The 16,885-nt window shown below is 48.7% G+C and carries 13 protein-coding genes; 8 read left to right on the forward strand and 5 right to left on the reverse strand.

The genetic code is table 11. The annotated features are described in order from the left end of the window. The first annotated feature begins 16 nt into the window (after positions 1–16). Positions 17–1,033 carry a hypothetical protein gene (locus B4E62_RS00820; RefSeq protein ID WP_331350697.1) on the forward strand — a complete coding sequence of 339 codons (1,017 nt, stop codon included), beginning with the start codon at positions 17–19 and terminating at the stop codon, positions 1,031–1,033. Between the two features lie 60 nt (positions 1,034–1,093). On the opposite strand, the gene B4E62_RS00825 is transcribed toward B4E62_RS00820, so the two are convergent. From B4E62_RS00825 to yciH, 4 genes are all read right to left on the reverse strand, one after another. Continuing rightward, entirely contained in the window at positions 1,094–1,357 is a 264-nt protein-coding gene (locus B4E62_RS00825; protein ID WP_310071683.1) for a rhodanese-like domain-containing protein, read from the reverse strand. Positions 1,358–1,493: 136 nt separating this feature from the next. Next, positions 1,494–2,030: an energy transducer TonB gene (locus B4E62_RS00830; protein ID WP_310071686.1), complete on the reverse strand. Its 537-nt coding sequence runs from the start codon at positions 2,028–2,030 to the stop codon at positions 1,494–1,496. A gap of 74 nt (positions 2,031–2,104) precedes the next feature. Beyond that, positions 2,105–2,326, reverse strand: coding sequence for a DUF3820 family protein (locus tag B4E62_RS00835; RefSeq protein WP_331350698.1), 222 nt, complete (start codon positions 2,324–2,326; stop codon positions 2,105–2,107). A 2-nt stretch (positions 2,327–2,328) separates the two neighbouring features. Further along, complete coding sequence (gene yciH, locus B4E62_RS00840; RefSeq protein ID WP_331350699.1) at positions 2,329–2,658, reverse strand: stress response translation initiation inhibitor YciH; 330 nt, start codon at positions 2,656–2,658, stop codon at positions 2,329–2,331. 100 nt (positions 2,659–2,758) lie between these two features. Between yciH and B4E62_RS00845 the strand changes: the two genes are divergently transcribed. The 3 genes from B4E62_RS00845 (at position 2,759) to B4E62_RS00855 (ending at position 6,944) form a co-directional block, all read left to right on the forward strand. After that, a complete protein-coding gene (locus B4E62_RS00845) occupies positions 2,759–3,967 on the forward strand; it encodes a serine hydrolase domain-containing protein (protein WP_331350700.1) in 1,209 nt (402 codons plus the stop codon). Continuing rightward, complete coding sequence (locus B4E62_RS00850; protein WP_310071695.1) at positions 3,960–4,181, forward strand: SlyX family protein; 222 nt, start codon at positions 3,960–3,962, stop codon at positions 4,179–4,181. The genes B4E62_RS00845 and B4E62_RS00850 overlap by 8 nt, the downstream gene beginning before the upstream one ends. 195 nt (positions 4,182–4,376) lie before the next feature. After that, entirely contained in the window at positions 4,377–6,944 is a 2,568-nt protein-coding gene (locus B4E62_RS00855; RefSeq protein ID WP_331350701.1) for a sensor domain-containing protein, read from the forward strand. Positions 6,945–6,966: 22 nt separating this feature from the next. Here the strand turns inward: B4E62_RS00855 and B4E62_RS00860 are convergent, their stop codons facing one another. Further along, positions 6,967–8,445: a M48 family metalloprotease gene (locus tag B4E62_RS00860; RefSeq protein ID WP_331350963.1), complete on the reverse strand. Its 1,479-nt coding sequence runs from the start codon at positions 8,443–8,445 to the stop codon at positions 6,967–6,969. A gap of 220 nt (positions 8,446–8,665) precedes the next feature. On the opposite strand from B4E62_RS00860, the gene B4E62_RS00865 reads away from it, so the two are divergent. The 4 genes from B4E62_RS00865 (at position 8,666) to aceF (ending at position 16,772) form a co-directional block, all read left to right on the forward strand. Continuing rightward, positions 8,666–8,926 (forward strand): sulfurtransferase TusA family protein, encoded by a 261-nt coding sequence (locus tag B4E62_RS00865; RefSeq protein WP_331350702.1) that lies wholly within the window; start codon positions 8,666–8,668, stop codon positions 8,924–8,926. A gap of 72 nt (positions 8,927–8,998) precedes the next feature. Beyond that, positions 8,999–11,959 carry an insulinase family protein gene (locus B4E62_RS00870; RefSeq protein WP_331350703.1) on the forward strand — a complete coding sequence of 987 codons (2,961 nt, stop codon included), beginning with the start codon at positions 8,999–9,001 and terminating at the stop codon, positions 11,957–11,959. A 452-nt stretch (positions 11,960–12,411) separates the two neighbouring features. Further along, complete coding sequence (gene aceE, locus B4E62_RS00875) at positions 12,412–15,063, forward strand: pyruvate dehydrogenase (acetyl-transferring), homodimeric type (protein WP_331350704.1); 2,652 nt, start codon at positions 12,412–12,414, stop codon at positions 15,061–15,063. Between the two features lie 95 nt (positions 15,064–15,158). Beyond that, a complete protein-coding gene (aceF, locus tag B4E62_RS00880) occupies positions 15,159–16,772 on the forward strand; it encodes a dihydrolipoyllysine-residue acetyltransferase (RefSeq protein ID WP_331350705.1) in 1,614 nt (537 codons plus the stop codon). The last annotated feature ends 113 nt before the right edge of the window (positions 16,773–16,885 follow it).

The following is a 16,885-nucleotide window of genomic DNA, read 5'->3' on the forward strand; positions in this document are numbered from 1 at the left end:
TAATCGAGGCTTGATAATGGGATATAGTAATGCAGACCGCACACCTATCCAAAATGTGCAGAACCAGCAAGGGCCGCAGGCTGGTATAACGCAATTTGACGATAAACGTACCAGTTCAACTGCGCAATTACAGCTGCAAGGCATGATGTCTTCCAGCCCTCTGAAGGTGACACAGCGTAAAGTACAGGCGTCAATCCGGTCATCAATCATTGCGCAGAAACAGTCTATCCCCGGGGCATCCGCGCGTGAACCTAACCGGGAGTATGTAAATCCTCTTCAATCGGCCTCTGACACTATTCAGATGGTAGTATCTCCGAGTGCTACTTATGTCCCGGGGCCTAATGAACTTAATGAAATTGCAAATCTTGACGGCCAAATAGCTGCAGCTGAAGTCACGGCGCAGAATCGAATAGCCAACCCCCCAATGGGGTACGTACATACGCCAACCCAAGCGGCTTATATGGCTAATCCGACGGCTGCTATGTGGGGGTATTGTGTTGAGGAACAGCTAAACCAGCTCGCTCCCGGACTTGGTTGGGCGACCCAATATCCATTGGCGAACTCCCGCCCCGATTATCACAAGGCGGTGGGTGGACAACAGATATTTGTCGATCTGACATCTGCGGCGCAGGCTGGACCTGCAGGGGGTCATATCACTGCCAAGTTGGATATATCAGCCCCTAACGGGATCGCGCCAGCAAATTGGAAAGCTGCCGATATAACACATAATTCCCTGAATCCCCTGAATGGTATGCCCGCAGCACCTAATTACAATGGTGCGGTTACCCAGCCACACATGCAGTACTTCCAGCGATACCATAATTTCTGCCAAAACCCGCATGCAAATTGGGATCCCTATATGGAGAATCTTTTCCAGTACTACGGCAACATTTCGCAGGCAAGGTTTACCCAAGTGTTTAATCAAAATGATCGTGACCTGTTTGTGCAGAGAGCTCAGGAAGAGCCAGATGACTCTTCCAGTGAAGACTATTCAAGTGACGAATATTCTAGCGATGTAGATATGGAGGACTGATCTTGGTAGTTGAGCAGGGGCCCGCTCAGAATTTGTAAGCGGATGGGCTCAGCATTGAACTCATTGCTGCAAGAGCGCCTCGTATGCCCCTTCATTCACAGCATGATTAAATCCCATTGCGCGTAAAGTTTGTTGTGCAATACCGGAGCGATTTCCTGAGCGGCAGTACAAATGAATTACGGCATTTTTATCGGCGGTCACCTCGCTAATGCGCAGTGCAATCTCTTCGTAGGGAATATGCACTGCACCTTCAATATGACCTGCGTTAAATTCGTCTGTAGTGCGGACATCGATCCAAAGACCAGAGAATGGATTGGTAGACATAGCCAATAAACCTGTGATTATTCAAGTGGGGGGCAATCGCGTAGGATAACAATCCCAGGGCGGGAATTACCAGTCGCAAACAACTACGCCCGCAAGAGCGGGCGTAGTCTATTTTTTGCCGACTGGTTTTTGGCGGTTAGGCGCTAGCCAATAAACGGTCGTATTTGCGGCTGAGCATATCGTAGAACTGTTCACGGACTTGCACGATGGTATTTTTCAGGGCGGTGATTTGCTCAAGTGAAATATCCTTGCGGCCGATGTAAACCTGCTTGCGGTAGACCGCAATTTTGGCACCGTACAAACGCAGGCTACGCTCCAGATTCTTCTCGCCCAACATCAATAATTTTGCTTCAGCTTCGGCCAGTTTTTTAAATTCGGCCACCAATTCGGTATTGACTGCATCCAGCTCAACGCGGCGTGCCTGCGGCCAGCGCTCACCAAATTGGATGGATTCTACGACCAGCGACGAATACTTGGCGAAGATATGGGTAACCGTGCCTACCTGGGTGGAAACCTCCTCCAGAATTTGCAGGCGGCGGTTATCGCGCGCGCTGGTGGCTGGCTGCTGATTAGCCTTGCGCAGGACAATCCATGCGGTAACGGCGGCAATAAGAGCACCCAGACCAATCTTCAGGGAAGTGTCAGTTAATTGTAGAAAAAGCTCGTTATTCATTTGCTAATGCCCCTCTGTCAGAAAAACGGCGGTTTTGGTTCGTTGACAGGGGTTTTGCAATAAATAGGCCAGCGTTATTTCAGTGGTTTGAGCAAGGGCTCCAAACCATTCAGGCGGATTTCATACATCAACCCCAGCAGCTGCCCGAGTTTGCCTTTGGGGAAGCCTTCGCGTCCCATCCACATCAAATAATGTTCGGGAATATCGGCTATCACATGGCCTGCGTACTTACCATAGGGCATGGGTGTGGTGACTAATTCTTTGAGCAGTTGGGGATCAAAGGGGAATTCGTCCACGATCAGCCACCCGCCAATTTCACGGTGAAGCCGCGCTTTTCCAGCTCGGCTTTGAGTTTATCTCGCTGGTCGCCCTGAATTTCGATTATTCCATCCTTCAAAGACCCACCCACACCGCAGGTGACTTTCAAGGCTTTGGCGAGGTCTTTTAATTTGGCTTCATCGAGTGGCACGCCTGTAATGGTGGTGACACCTTTGCCATTGCGTCCGGCAGTCTCGCGGCGGATGCGCACTATGCCATCGCCTTGCGGAATACTTGCTGCAGGTTTTTCGTCTTTGATACGGCCAGTCTCGGTGGAATAGACGAGGCGGGAGTTTTTATCTTTGTTCATGATGACGGCTCACGGGAAACAAGCTGCCAATTCTAACCTCGGGCACTGGTAGAATGCGCGCAACTTTTTTACCGAAAATGCGTTTTAAAGAGATCGATCTATGACAATAAACGGCCAATGGTTGCCACGGTGGCAACCGCTTATTGATGCCTTTGCCGCTAATTTTACCCAAGGCGAGGAGGGTGCCGGTTTGGCGCTTGTACATCGCGGTAAATTGGTGGTGAATATTTGGGCTGGGCAACGCAGCAATAAACTGGCGGGGTTGGAGCAGGTTGAGTGGAGCGAGGATACGCTCGTCAATATTTTTTCGGCGGGCAAAGGACTGGTTGCACTCTGTATTTTGCAGCTGGTGGCCGAGGGCAAATTGCAATTGGATGAACCGGTTGCCAGTATCTGGCCGGAGTTTGTACATGCCGATAAAGGCGCAATTACGCTGCGCCAGTTGTTGTGTCATCGCGCGGGTTTGGCTGCGTTTCATCAGCATATTCCCAACGAACAAATTTTTAATTGGGACTTGATGACCCAAGCCGCTGCTGCTGAGATGCCTTGGTGGGAACCTAACACCGCACAGGGTTATTCGCCGTTTATGTTTGGTTGGATTTTGGGTGAGCTGGTCAGGCGCGCTAGCGGCTATGCAAGTTTCAATGATTATTTTCAAGCGCGCATAGCCCAGCCTTTGCAAGTAAATTGTCACTTCGGTGTGCCAGATTATTTGCTGGATGCGATTGCCGACACCGGCCCGCTTAAACGCCCTTTGGGGGGAGCGGCCAGCTCGACGGGTGCTGATAGCATCGCGTTAGGAAAATTGATGAAAGCTGATCCTCGCGGCGTCACCAATCGCGCGTTTTCCAATCCCATCAGTTTGATGACGGCAACGAATTCACGCGAATGGCGCCAGGCACAAATTCCGGCAGCGGGTGCACACGCGGATGCGCGGGCTTTGGCAACTATTTATGGCACTCTTTGTAGCGCTCCGGCAAACGCACAGCAACATTTACTGGATGGATCGGTGTTGCCACTCTGTTGGCAGCAGCAGACATTTGAGGATGATCGCACACTGGGTTTGCCGCTGCGGTTTAGTCATGGATTTATGTTATCGCAACATGACCGCGCAGATTGTCGCTACGGTCGCGGTGCGCGTGCCTTTGGTCACCCAGGCGCAGGTGGTTGTATTGGTTTTGCAGATCCGGATTTTGAGTTGGGTTTTGGTTACGTGACCCATCGCATGGGGCAGGGGTTATTGATCGACGAGCGCGCGGTGCGTTTGATCGATGCGGCTTATCACATTCTGGAGTTGGAAAATGTCTGATATCGAAGAGCAATTAATTGATGTGCAAACCCGCGTGGCTTATCAGGAAGATACGCTTGCACAATTGAATGATGTGATCACTAAACAAGATGCCGAGCTAGTGCAATTGAAACAGCAAATACGCCTGCTGGCGCAGCGGCTGGATGAATTAGCGCGCGACCCGGCACAGGCTGGTGAAACTGATATTACCAATGACCGGCCGCCGCATTATTGACAGTTATTCGCTGATACTTTTCCCTGGTTTCTGGTGGGGCGATTGCTTGGCGCTGCATTAAGATTGGATGGCGCACAAATCTGCATAAATAATAATAACTGCGAACTAATGCCTGATTAAGACGCGTTCAAAAAATTCTTGTCTACACTTTGGATTTGACGAATCTTAATTGGGTATAGGGCGATTTTATTGACTATGCAGCATTCCAGTTCACCGAGTGACCCGGCAAGCCCATTGCCAGCTGATCTCGCCATCGAAAACGCGTTGGATGCGTCCAGCATTGCGTCTTGGAACATGGATGTTATTAGCGGGGATCTACATATCTCCCCTGAACTCATTGAATCATTGACTGAATCTGCCCCGGAGTTAGCGCAGCTTTCCGATTTATTATCGCTCTTACCCAAAGCCGATAAATACCTTTTTCTCCAATCCTTTAATGCCGATCCCCAGGATCAGGACACCCAGCGGTTGCGTTCATGCGATGTGCGTTTGGTTGGCATCGCCGGCGAGCCACGTGTGCGTTTTGTGGGGCGATTACAATCGGGGTCAGATGTAGTGGGGCGTCGTTTTGAGGGAATGGTAATCAGTGCCCATCACTGGCTGGCAAGCCCGAGCGATGAATATGCATTGCAGTTTTTGTCTGGGCTATTTGCCGAGAGCCCAATCCCCAGTGTGATCACTGATAAACATGGAATTGTTTTGCATATGAATCAGGCCATGGAGCGGTTGTTTCATTTATCGCATCGCCAAGCGGAAAGTGCCGCTGGTTTTTATTCTATTTTGCGCGATAAGCGTGTCTGTTCTGACCCTGATCTTTATGCCGCGATTCGCGCTGTGTATTTTGACGGAGCAATACGAACGTTGGAGATGAATTACTCGTTGGGCAATATTCATCGCAGTCGTTTTATCAGCGATAAAAATTTATATTTCCGCGCAAGTTTTTTACCCATCCGCGACCGGCAGGGTAATACAGAACGCGTGCTGGTACAGTTGCAGGATTTATCGCGCGAAAAAAGTGCACGCGATGCCCTGCAGGAAAGCGAAGCCAGTTACAAAGCGTTTATCACCAATAGCTCAGAGGCAATCTGGTGTTACGACATGCAACCACCGGTTGCGGTTAATCTGGAGTTGGAGGCACAAGTAAAAAAAATTGCCCAGAGTGCCCGCTTGGTTGAAGCGAACAAAGTCTTGTTAAATATGCTCGGTGCCAATTCATTGGACGATATTTTGGGCATGGGATTGATGGAAAGCGGTTCGACAAACTATGTGTTTGATATTCATTTTTTTGTTAACAACCAATATGAAATGATCGATCACGATATAGTGCGGCAGGACCATCGCGGTAAAAATTATTATTTCCAGATTTGTTGCACGGGTATTGTGGAAGATGGTTTTCTCAAGCGTGTATGGGGTACCACCAAAGATATCACGGCGCGCAAACGTTACGAAGATAAGTTGCGCTACCAATCCTTTCATGACTCTCTCACTGCCTTGCCCAATCGCGAAAAACTTTATGCTGATATGGAGGAGTGTTTTGCGCAGCGCAGCGCAGACCAAATCAGCGCGCTCTTATTAATTGATCTGGATCGTTTTAAAGAAATCAATGATACGCTCGGGCACAACGTGGGCGATCATTTATTGCAATTAATCGGCCCACGCTTGGCCAACGAAATGTCCGAAGTGCCAGGCACCGTAGCGCGTTTGGGTGGCGATGAATTTGCGGTGTTTTTACCTCGTATTCGTAGTACCCATCAAGCAGTGGTATTTGGTCATCGTCTACTCGATGCGCTTGCGCAGGAATTTGATCTAGATGGTTTTACCACACAAATTTCAGCGAGTATCGGTATCGCCATATCACCGCAGCAAGCGCAAGATCATCATGCATTGATGCGTTATGCCGATATCGCTATGTACTATGCCAAAGGGCAAATGCTGGGGTTGTCGATTTACAGCCCTGAATATGACCCTCACTCAACCAAACGCCTCGCAATCGTGAGTGAGTTGGGGCGTGCTATTCGCGAAAATCAATTGTGTCTTTATTACCAGCCCAAAGTGTTATTGGACGAGCAGCGTTGTTACGGTTTTGAGGCTCTGATTCGGTGGATTCATCCTGAATTAGGATTTGTTCCTCCTGCGGATTTTATTCCCATCGCCGAATTAACCAGTTTAATTCACCAGCTCACGGCATGGGTGTTGGAAAAAGCGATTGAGCAGTGCCGCCGCTGGCAAGATCAGGGCATGTCGTTAAGTATTGCGGTGAATTTATCGGCACGCAATTTAATGGATGACAATATACCCAAATTGGTTGAGCGCTTATTGGCAAAGTACAAGTTACCTGCCTCGCGACTTGAATTGGAAATTACCGAAAGTTCCATTATGACCGACCCAACGCGCGCACTTCGCAATTTGGATGCATTGCATGAGTTGGGCGTACATTTGGCGATTGATGATTTCGGTACAGGTTATTCATCGCTTGCCTATCTCAAGCGTTTGCCGGTGCAAACACTGAAAATCGACAACTCCTTTGTGCGCAATATGCTGGAAGATTTGCAAGATGAATTGATCGTTAATTCCACTATCCATCTCGCTCACAATTTAGGGTTAACGGTGGTAGCAGAAGGCGTAGAAAATGAAGCGCTGCTGGCGCGCCTGAGTGAGATGGGTTGCGATGAAGCCCAGGGTTATTTTATTGGCAGGCCAATGGCAGTTATTAATGCCGATGAATGGATTGTTGAATCGGGTTGGATAAAGCAGCCATCGTAAACGATGGCTGTGTGGATAATCGTTAGAAACCTTCGACCTGCATTTGCGCTTCTACATATTTCAAACGCTCTTCAATCAATGCTGTGCGGTAAGTGTTGCCTTGTGTCAGCTTTAGCGCGTTGCGCAATTGGATTTGTGCGCGATCATAAACACCATTCAAAATAAAATATTCTGCACGCGCTTCGTGTACCCCGAGAATATTTCCTGCCAAACCGTTTACCTCTGCCAGTAGATACCACACATAGTCGTCCTTACTACGTTTGCGCGAATAGCGTTCCAGAATATCCGCGCACTGTTGATAAATGCCCGCTTTCATCAAAGCTTCGGCGTGGCGAATGATCAAGGGGTAGCTGTCTGGGTATTGCTTTAATTGTGTTTCAAGAATTTCCAACCCGGCCTTGTAACGCTCGGCGGCGATTTCAATATCGGAGCGCATAATTTGGTAGGTAATCCGCGTGGGATCTTTTTCCAGTAGTGGGGCGAGAGCATCACGGGCGGCATCAAATTGGCTGGCTTCCGTTAGTGCCAGCACCAGTCCGTAGCGGCTGGCATCAGGGTTATCGCTTTCTTTCTCCAATTCACTTTTAAACATTCTGGCTGCGATTTGCGGTGTCTCTTCAGCACCTACTCTTACACGGGTACGCACCAGTTGGAATTCCAAATTGTCTTCCACCGGTTTGCGTACGTATTGCATAGCGCGGTTGCGCGCATCAGCCACACGGGTTTCGCTTACCGGGTGGGTGAGCAGGTATTCAGGTGGGCGGCGATTAAGACGGTTGGCGCGTACCATTTGCTCGAACATATCGGCTGCGGCGTAAGGGTCAAGGCCTGCTTCAACAATGGTCTGCATACCAATGCGGTCAGCCTCCTGCTCGTTCTGGCGGCTAAACGCGAGCGACGCCTGCTGCGCAGCGGCTTGGGTGCCCATAATCGCGGCGACACCGGCATCGCTATTGCTGTTGGCGGCCAGTACTAAACCCGCCAGCATACCGGCGAGCATCGGCATCATCATGTTCTTTTGCTGTTCGAGCCGGCGCGCATAGTGGCGCTGGCTCAAGTGCCCCAGTTCGTGGGTGAGTACGGCGGCTAATTGGTTTTCAGTCTTGGCGTACATTAGCAGGCCGGTGTGCACGCCAATAATATTCCCGGGTACCGCGAAGGCGTTAAGCGTGTTATTTTCGGCGACAACCAGGTCAATCCGCTTCTCGTCCAGTTGGCTGTGTGGGATTAGTCGGTTAAACAACTGCTCCAAATAATCGATGATTAATGGATCAGATGTAGTAGGTACCTGGCTGCGATAGGCTCTGAGCCAGCGTTGCCCCAGCATCTTCTCTTGCGCAGGCGAAATCATGATTGAGCTGGTATCACCCAGATTGGGGAGTTCTACCTCGGCATGGCTCGCATAAGGGTTGGCGAATAAGCCACTCACTATCAGGAATGCCAGGCCGACAGGGGCAAGCAGGCGTTTGTGGAGGGTAGAGATGCAGCGCTGAAAAGGCATTGGCACGGTACTGATTGACTCCTGCTGGAACCCGCCCGGATAGGTGCGGCGGCAAAAAAATAGGGCGTAACTCTAGCCTTTTTGACGCGTAAAGACTAGGTTAGCAACCTTTTATGACCATAAGCCTTATTGCCAGTTCTGCTCAGCGGGAATAAATACTCCTGATGGAGGTGGCAGGCTATAGAGAGATGTTCTTTGTGCTAGCTACTGGTAACAAGCCTTGAGTGAAACTATCGACTGCTTTACCCATCCTGTCGCACGTGAGTTGGATACTTGTGGTTTGCGCTGTCCTCTGCCGCTGCTCAAGGCAAAACAGGCATTGCGCGATATGGCCGCCGGCCAAGTGCTGAGGGTGCTGGCTACTGATGCCGGGTCAGTGCGCGATTTTCAGGCTTATGCACAGTTAAGCGGACAGGAATTATTAGCCTTTGCAGAGTTGGATGCGGTCTATTGTTACCTGCTGAAAAAGTCTGTTGCGTAGCGCCAGAGCGTGAAAATTTGATCAATCAGTAATTGAGAGTTGCATAATTACTGATGGCTAAGTGAGTTTGTTATGGTGAAATGGTGTTGCAGATTTAATCTGAATGCGAGTGCTCCCTGGCTAGCGGCAGTTGCGTGCCTGTTTGCCAGTCAATTGTTGTCGGCCCAAGGTAGCAGTGCAACGGGCGGCAACACGCAGGAGAACAGTGTTCAACGCAGCGCAAATTCAATCTTTAAAGCAACAATCGACCTCAATACCACTGCCGGTGTTATCAAAAGTGAAAACGATAAACGCAATTATCGTTATCTGGTGTTAGATAACCAGCTGCGTGTTCTGCTTATCTCTGACCCCTCCACTGAAAAATCAGCTGCTGCATTGGATGTTAACGTCGGCGCAAATCAAAACCCGGTGGATCGCGCGGGGCTCGCCCATTTTCTGGAACACATGTTGTTTTTGGGGACGGAAAAATATCCGCAGGCGGGTGAGTATCAGGAATTTATCTCCCGGCATGGCGGCAGTTTTAACGCCTATACTGCAGCTGAAAACACCAACTATTTTTTTGAAATCGATAACGATCAATTAGACCCTGCATTGGATCGCTTTGCGCAATTTTTTGTGGCACCGCTATTCAGCGCTGAATATGTCGAGCGTGAGCGAAATGCGGTTAACTCTGAATATCTCGCTAAATTAAAAGATGACGGGCGCCGCGAATGGGATGTTTATCGCGAGCTGATGAATCCTCAACATCCCAGTGCGAAATTTTCAGTAGGCAATTTAACTACCCTGGCTGACAGGGAAGGGCATCCGGTACGCGAAGATATGATTGCGTTTTATCAGCAACATTATTCATCGCACTTGATGAATTTGGTGGTGCTCGGGCGTGAAAATCTGGATGCGTTGGAAGCTGGTGTACGCGCCCGGTTTAGTGCGGTACCCAAGCGCGATATTCATATTGCTGATAATTATCCCCCATTGTTTGATAAACAGCGCTTACCTGCCAGTGTAGATATCAAGCCGGAAAAAGAACTGCGCCAGCTGACATTTAACTTCCCGATTCCCAATCCTGATCAATTCTACGAAAAAAAACCATTTGCTTATATTGCCAATTTATTAGGGCATGAAGCAGAGGGGAGTTTATTGTCTCTGTTGAAACGGTTGGGATGGGCTGAGGCCATTTACGCCAACACGGGTTTACAGAGTCGTAAGGATGCCGTATTCCAGCTCAGTATCCAATTAACCCCGCAGGGCGTGCGGGCGCGCAATCAAATAGTGTCACTGGTATTTCACTGCATCGAGCAACTGCAGCCGCGCAGTTTGTCTCCCTGGCGCTATAGCGAGCTGCAACAGTTGGCCGATTTGGAATTCCGCTTTCAGGAAAAACGCCCACCTATGCAAACGGTTAGCGCATTGGCAGAGTCTATGAAAACCTATGCACCTAAAGATATTTTGCGTGGGGACTATGTTTACACTGCTTACGATGAGAGGCTAATCAAAAAAAGTTTATCCTACTTAACCAGCGACAACCTGTTGCTGGTATTGACCGCGCCCGATGTTGAACCTTATCGCGTATCGCCATTTTATTCTGCCCCGTTTGTTGTGCGGGCGGGTATTCCTGAGTTATTGGATTTGAAACCAGCCGTGCGCAAAGAGTTATTTTTGCCCGAAAAAAATCTGTTTATCCCCAAGCGCTTGGCGGTTAAATCAGGATCAATGCTGGAGGAAACTGGTACGGCGGATATCAAGCCACAGTTAATTCTTGGCAACAAAAATATGCGGGTATGGTTTGCACAAGATCAGCAGTTTATGCAACCGCGTGCGCTGATTAATTTGCGTATCAAGTCGCCCTTGGTTGCTGCCAGTGCAGAAGGTGCTGCACAGGCACAATTATTTGCAGCGTTGGTTTCTGATCAGCTCAATGAATTTTCCTACCCTGCACGGCTCGCAGGGATAGATCACACAATAACCGCCAATGTGCGCGGCTATGAACTGAGTATATTTGGTTATTCCAGTCGTCAGGGATTGCTGATGAATAAAATGATGGAAGTTATGCGCACCAGCAAGTTTAACGGAGAGCGGTTTGCGCTTATCAAAGAAGATTTGCTCCGCACCTGGCGCAATCAGAATAAAGACTTACCTTATCAGGTGCTTGCCAAACAATTGCCCGTACTTCAATCTGATCCTTACTGGAGTAATGCGCAGTTAATTGCGGCCCTGGAAAATAAAACACTGGAACAATTTGCGCAGTTTGCTAGCCGCCAGTTAATCGATGCAAAAATGGACGCACTTTTTTATGGCAATTATTTTCGCGCGGAGGCATTAAAGCTCGCGGTACTGGTTGAGCATGAATTATTGAATCGTCAGGCCGGGCGCGAGCTTCCTGCTGCAAAATTATTGCTGCTGCCCAAGGGGTTGGAGAAGCCTTGGCTCTATGCCTATCCAGTGGAGCATGCCGATAATGTGGTTGAATTATTAATCCAGAACCCCTCTACATCAATTGATGATGCTGCACATATGATGCTCGTGAGGCAGTTGCTGCAACCGGAATTTTATAATCAATTGCGTACCGAAAAGCAGCTGGGCTATGTAGTGGCTGCGATAGCTGCACCTCTACTCAATCTTGAAAATAGTTTACTGGTGGTGCAGTCGCCCAGTGTTAGGGAAGAAAAAATTATCGAGGAGATCGATCTTTTTTTAGATGAGCAGCAGGTGCAAATAGGTGAAAATTTTACTATTAACCAGCAATCGCTAATTAAAAAATTACGCGAACCGGCGCGCTCACTCAAAGAACAGGGTGAACGTTACTGGAGTGCCATCACAACTTTCGATAATCATTTTTCGCGTCGTCTTGATCTTGCAGATGCTGTTGCACGCATCACGCCGGAATCACTTGATAATTTTTATCGGGCGGTATTCATGGATAAAAATAGACGTCTCTGGTTAACCTCTGATGTGCCGGTAGAGAGTGAAAACTTTTTTCTCGTCGATGATTTGTTGATTCATAAACAGCAAATGCAAAGCATTGCACTGCCTTGATATTCATGTGTTGCGAGATATATAAGCCTTCGCTCCAAGTTCATTCATTGTTATGCTTTTTTTTGGTGCACCCCAAAAGAAAATTATCATTCTTTTTACTGATTACTGCTTGGTGAATCGCAAAACTTTGGGTAATAATGCCAGCCCTGTTGCGAACATGGTTTTTTAATAGCGTAGCTATATTTGAAACGCTTGGTTCAGCGATTTGTGCACTAAAGTTGTGCCCCTCCAGAGTGTTACCAAATTGGCGAGGGCTGGTAAAAAATTCCCACTTATGCAAGAATTCGGGGATTTTTTACACAAGTAAAAGGAATATTCCTCCTGTAACTCCATGAAAGTTCTGCACATTTTAAATAGGTGTGCAAATTTTGTGCGATGCCCAGATCCAAATTCCTGTATTAGATACTACTGCTACGTGATATGCGCCTGCGCGCATAGCTGAGGAGATTTGAATGCTACAAGATATTGATGCCATTGAAACAAAAGAGTGGCTGGACGCCCTTAAGTCAGTTGTTCGTCACGCCGGTAAAGACCGCGCTGCTGAGTTGTTGAAATCACTGTCTGAGTCCGCCGTTAACCATGGCATTGAACAGCCTTCATCTATTCGTACTCCCTATCGCAATACCATTCCTGTCGACAAAGAAGTTGATTATCCCGGCGATCTGAAAATGGAGCGTAAGATCCGTTCCATTATTCGCTGGAACGCTATGGCCATGGTAATGAAGGCCAATGACAACGATGAAGGCCTCGGTGGCCATATCGCCTCATTTGCCTCATCCGCTACTTTGTATGATGTAGCCTTCAACAATTTTTTCCGCGGTAACGATGGCGATGTCCCAGGTGACCTGGTGTATTTCCAAGGCCACGTATCACCCGGCATGTATGCCCGCTCTTATGTAGAAGGGCGTTTGAACGAAACCCATTTGGATAACTTCCGCCGTGAAGTCAATGGCGGTGGTTTGTCATCCTATCCTCATCCATGGTTGATGCCTGACTACTGGCAGTTCCCTACCGTATCTATGGGGTTGGGGCCGATCAAGGCTATCTATCAAGCGCGTTTTAACCGTTACATGGAAGCGCGTGGTTTGACTCCGGTCAGCGACCGTAAAGTCTGGGCATTTTTGGGTGATGGTGAGTGTGATGAGCCGGAAAGCCTGGGCGCTATCTCTCTCGCGGCGCGCGAGAAGCTCGACAACCTGATTTTCGTGATCAACTGTAACTTGCAACGTTTGGACGGCCCGGTACGCGGCAACGGCAAAATCGTGCAAGAACTGGAAGGCGTATTCCGTGGCGCTGGCTGGAACGTAGTTAAAGTTCTGTGGGGCGCTGGTTGGGATCGCCTGTTGGAAAAAGACAAAACTGGCTTGCTGCAAAAGCGCATGGACGAAGTTGTCGATGGCGAAATGCAAAACTACAAGGCCAACGGGGGGGCGTACACCCGTGAACACTTCTTCGGTAAATATCCTGAGCTGTTAGAGCTTGTGAGTGATATGAGCGACCAGGATATTCTGTATCTTGCTCGCGGCGGCCATGATGTTAAGAAGGTATACAATGCCTATCACAATGCCGTAAACACCAAAGGCCAGCCAACGGTGGTCCTTGCGCAAACTGTTAAAGGTTATGGCATGGGTTCATCGGGTGAAGCCATCAACAAAACTCACTCGGCCAAGTCACTTGCCGTTGAAGATCTTAAAAAATTCCGCGATCGTTTTGAGTTGCCGATAAAAGATGAAGAGCTTGAAGCTCTGCCTTACTATCGTCCAGCCGAAGATAGTCCAGAGATGCAATACATGCGTTCTCGTCGCCATACGCTTAATGGGTATTTGCCTTCGCGTAAAGCGGATTTCGATCCCGTTGTTGCTCCAGCTCTGGATGCATTCGCCGCGCAGTTGAAGAGCACAGGCGAGCGTGAAATTTCCACCACCATGAGCTTTGTGCGGATTTTGTCTTCGCTCGTAAAAGACAAACAAATCGGCAAGCAAATTGTTCCGATCGTACCTGACGAAGCTCGTACCTTTGGTATGGAAGGTATGTTCAAAACTATCGGTATCTACTCATCCGAAGGTCAAAAATATACCCCGCATGATGCTGGCCAAATGATGTCTTACCATGAATCGGCTACCGGTCAGATTTTGGAAGAAGGTATCAACGAAGCTGGTTCTATGGCCTCGTGGATTGCTGCGGCAACTGCCTACAGCAACTACCGCGTACCTATGATTCCGTTCTACATTTACTACTCCATGTTTGGCTTCCAGCGTATTGGTGACCTCGCATGGGCAGCGGGCGATTCACAAGCGCGCGGCTTCTTGTTAGGCGCGACCGCTGGCCGTACTACCTTGAATGGTGAAGGCTTGCAACATCAGGACGGTCACAGCCATGTTATGGCTAACACTATTCCTAATTGCCGCACCTATGATCCAACCTATGCCTATGAATTGGCGGTGATCATTCAGGACGGTATCAAGCGTATGTATCAAGACAAAGAGAATATGTTCTATTACATCTCTTTGATGAATGAAAATTACCAACATCCTGATATGCCTGAAGGTGCCGAAGAAGGCATTATCAAAGGTATCTATCAATTGGAGAAAGGGACTGGCAAAGCCAAAAATCGTGTTCAATTGATGGGTGCAGGTACTATTTTGCGTGAAGTGCGTTTCGCTGCAGAAATCCTGCGCAGTGATTTTGATGTTGAAGCAGATGTGTGGAGCGTAACCAGCGTGAACGAACTGACCCGTGATGGTCAACGTGCTACCCGTTGGAATATGTTGAACCCGACTGCTACGCCGCGCAAACCCTACGTTACCCAGGTACTCGAAGCGAACGACGGTCCATTTGTTATCGCAACTGACAACCTGAAAACCTACTCTGAACAGCTGCGCGCCTATATTCCTGGCTCATACACCGTTTTGGGTACAGAAGGTTTTGGTCGCAGTGATACCCGTACCCAGTTGCGCCATTTCTTCGAAGTAAATCGTTACTTCGTGGTGGTTGCCGCACTCAAATCTTTGGCAGACCAAGGCAAAATTAAAGCCGACGTGGTTGCCAAGGCCATTAAGAAATTTGGCATTGATCCGGAAAAAGCGGATCCAATGAGCGTATAAAACCGTCGCCCTCTCACAAAGAGGGCGATGTTGTTTGTATCCGTCCAAAACATTTATCAAATGTAGAAATAACTGATTAGCGAGGAACTACTACAGTGGCAATTCAAACTATTAAAGTGCCTGATATTGGCGGCGCAGAAGGCGTTGAAGTTATCGAAATCTCCGTAAAAGTGGGCGATGTGATCGCCGAAGGCGATTCGATTGTCGTGCTTGAAACCGACAAGGCTTCAATGGAGATCCCAGCCGATAAAGCAGGCAAGGTTGTCGCTATCAAAGTGAATTTGGGTGATAAGGTTTCGCAAGATGCAGTATTGCTGGAAGTAGAAGCTGAAGGCAGCGCCGTTGCTCCGGCACCGCAAGCTGCAGCTCCTGCAGCGGCAGCGCCCGCTGCTGCGCCAGCACCAGTCGCGGCGGCACCTGTGTCCGCAGCCGCTGCCGAAGTGCCGATGGTTGTTCCCGATATCGGCGGCGCTGAAGGCGTGGAAGTAATCGAAATTTCAGTAAAAGTGGGCGATGAAGTTGCCGCAGGCGATTCATTGATCGTATTGGAAACTGATAAAGCATCGATGGAAATTCCTGCAGAAGCAGCCGGTAAAATTGTGAGCCTCGCAGTAAAAGTGGGCGATAAACTTTCCCAGGGTTCTGTAATTGGCCTGTTGGCTACAACTGGCAGTGCCGCTGTCGCTGCGCCAGCTGCAGCACCTGCAAAAGCAGAAGCTGCGCCAGCTGCGGCTGCACCCGCGCCTAAAGCTGAAGCACCAAAGGCGGCTCCTGCTCCGGTTGCTGATGTTGCACAAACCGGTGATGTTTACGCTGGTCCAGCTGTACGCAAACTGGCTCGTCAACTTGGTGTTGATATGGGCAAAGTTTCTGGCACTGGCCCACGTGGTCGTCTGTTGAAAGATGACGTACGTTCTTACGTTAAGCCCATCGTGCAAGCAGCTCAATCCGGTGCATCTTTTGGCGGTTCAGGTATTCCAACGTTACCCGTTGTCGATTACTCCAAGTTTGGTGAAATCGAAATCGTTAAAATGAGCAAGATCAAAAAACTGACTGCTGACGCTATGACCCGCAGTTGGTTGAATGTTCCGCGTATCACCCAATTCGATGATGCTGATATCACCGATCTGGAAGTTTTCCGCAATAGCATGAAAGCTGAAGCAGAAAAGCGCGGCAGCAAATTGACTCCATTGCCATTTATCGTGAAAGCCGTTGCTGCAGCCTTGGTTGCTGAACCATCATTCAATGTATCTGTACATCAGGATGGTGAGAGCATCGTGCACAAGAAATTTGTACACATCGGTATCGCGGTAGATACACCCAACGGTTTGTTGGTTCCTGTAGTGCGCAATGTTGATAAAAAAGGTCTGTTTGAACTGGCCGATGAAATTAATGTGCTTGCCAAAAAAGCACGCGATGGCAAGTTAACTCCTGCAGAAATGCAGGGTGGTTGCTTCACTATTTCCAGCTTGGGTGCTATGGGTGGTAACGGCTTTACACCAATGGTGTCTGCACCTACCGAAGTGGGTATTCTGGGTGTATCCCGTGCGCAAATGAAGCCTGTGTGGAATGGTAAAGAGTTTATTCCTCGCAACATGCTGCCATTGTCACTGTCTTATGATCACCGTGCAGTAAATGGTGCAGATGCAGGTCGCTTTATGACTTATCTTGTATCGGTAATTGGTGACTTGCGTCGCTTGTTATTGTGATGCTTTGAGTCGGTGTAGTTAAAGAAGGGTCAGCATTTGCTGGCCCTTTTTGTTTTAGGTCTCCTTTGCTTGTTTACCTGTTTTGTTTTTCAATTGTTGCCAGTTACACTACA

This window comes from Cellvibrio sp. UBA7671 (assembly GCA_002483145.1).
Lineage (GTDB): Bacteria > Pseudomonadota > Gammaproteobacteria > Pseudomonadales > Cellvibrionaceae > Cellvibrio > Cellvibrio fibrivorans.

What these genes read in the sequence shown, in the direction of transcription:
- B4E62_RS00820 (WP_331350697.1), top strand. Translation starts at nt 17, where the DNA reads ATGGGATATAGTAATGCAGACCGCACACCTATCCAAAATGTGCAGAAC.
- B4E62_RS00825 (WP_310071683.1), bottom strand. Translation starts at nt 1,357, where the DNA reads ATGTCTACCAATCCATTCTCTGGTCTTTGGATCGATGTCCGCACTACA.
- B4E62_RS00830 (WP_310071686.1), bottom strand. Translation starts at nt 2,030, where the DNA reads ATGAATAACGAGCTTTTTCTACAATTAACTGACACTTCCCTGAAGATT.
- yciH (WP_331350699.1), bottom strand. Translation starts at nt 2,658, where the DNA reads ATGAACAAAGATAAAAACTCCCGCCTCGTCTATTCCACCGAGACTGGC.
- B4E62_RS00845 (WP_331350700.1), top strand. Translation starts at nt 2,759, where the DNA reads ATGACAATAAACGGCCAATGGTTGCCACGGTGGCAACCGCTTATTGAT.
- B4E62_RS00850 (WP_310071695.1), top strand. Translation starts at nt 3,960, where the DNA reads ATGTCTGATATCGAAGAGCAATTAATTGATGTGCAAACCCGCGTGGCT.
- B4E62_RS00855 (WP_331350701.1), top strand. Translation starts at nt 4,377, where the DNA reads ATGCAGCATTCCAGTTCACCGAGTGACCCGGCAAGCCCATTGCCAGCT.
- B4E62_RS00860 (WP_331350963.1), bottom strand. Translation starts at nt 8,445, where the DNA reads ATGCCTTTTCAGCGCTGCATCTCTACCCTCCACAAACGCCTGCTTGCC.
- B4E62_RS00870 (WP_331350703.1), top strand. Translation starts at nt 8,999, where the DNA reads ATGGTGAAATGGTGTTGCAGATTTAATCTGAATGCGAGTGCTCCCTGG.
- aceE (WP_331350704.1), top strand. Translation starts at nt 12,412, where the DNA reads ATGCTACAAGATATTGATGCCATTGAAACAAAAGAGTGGCTGGACGCC.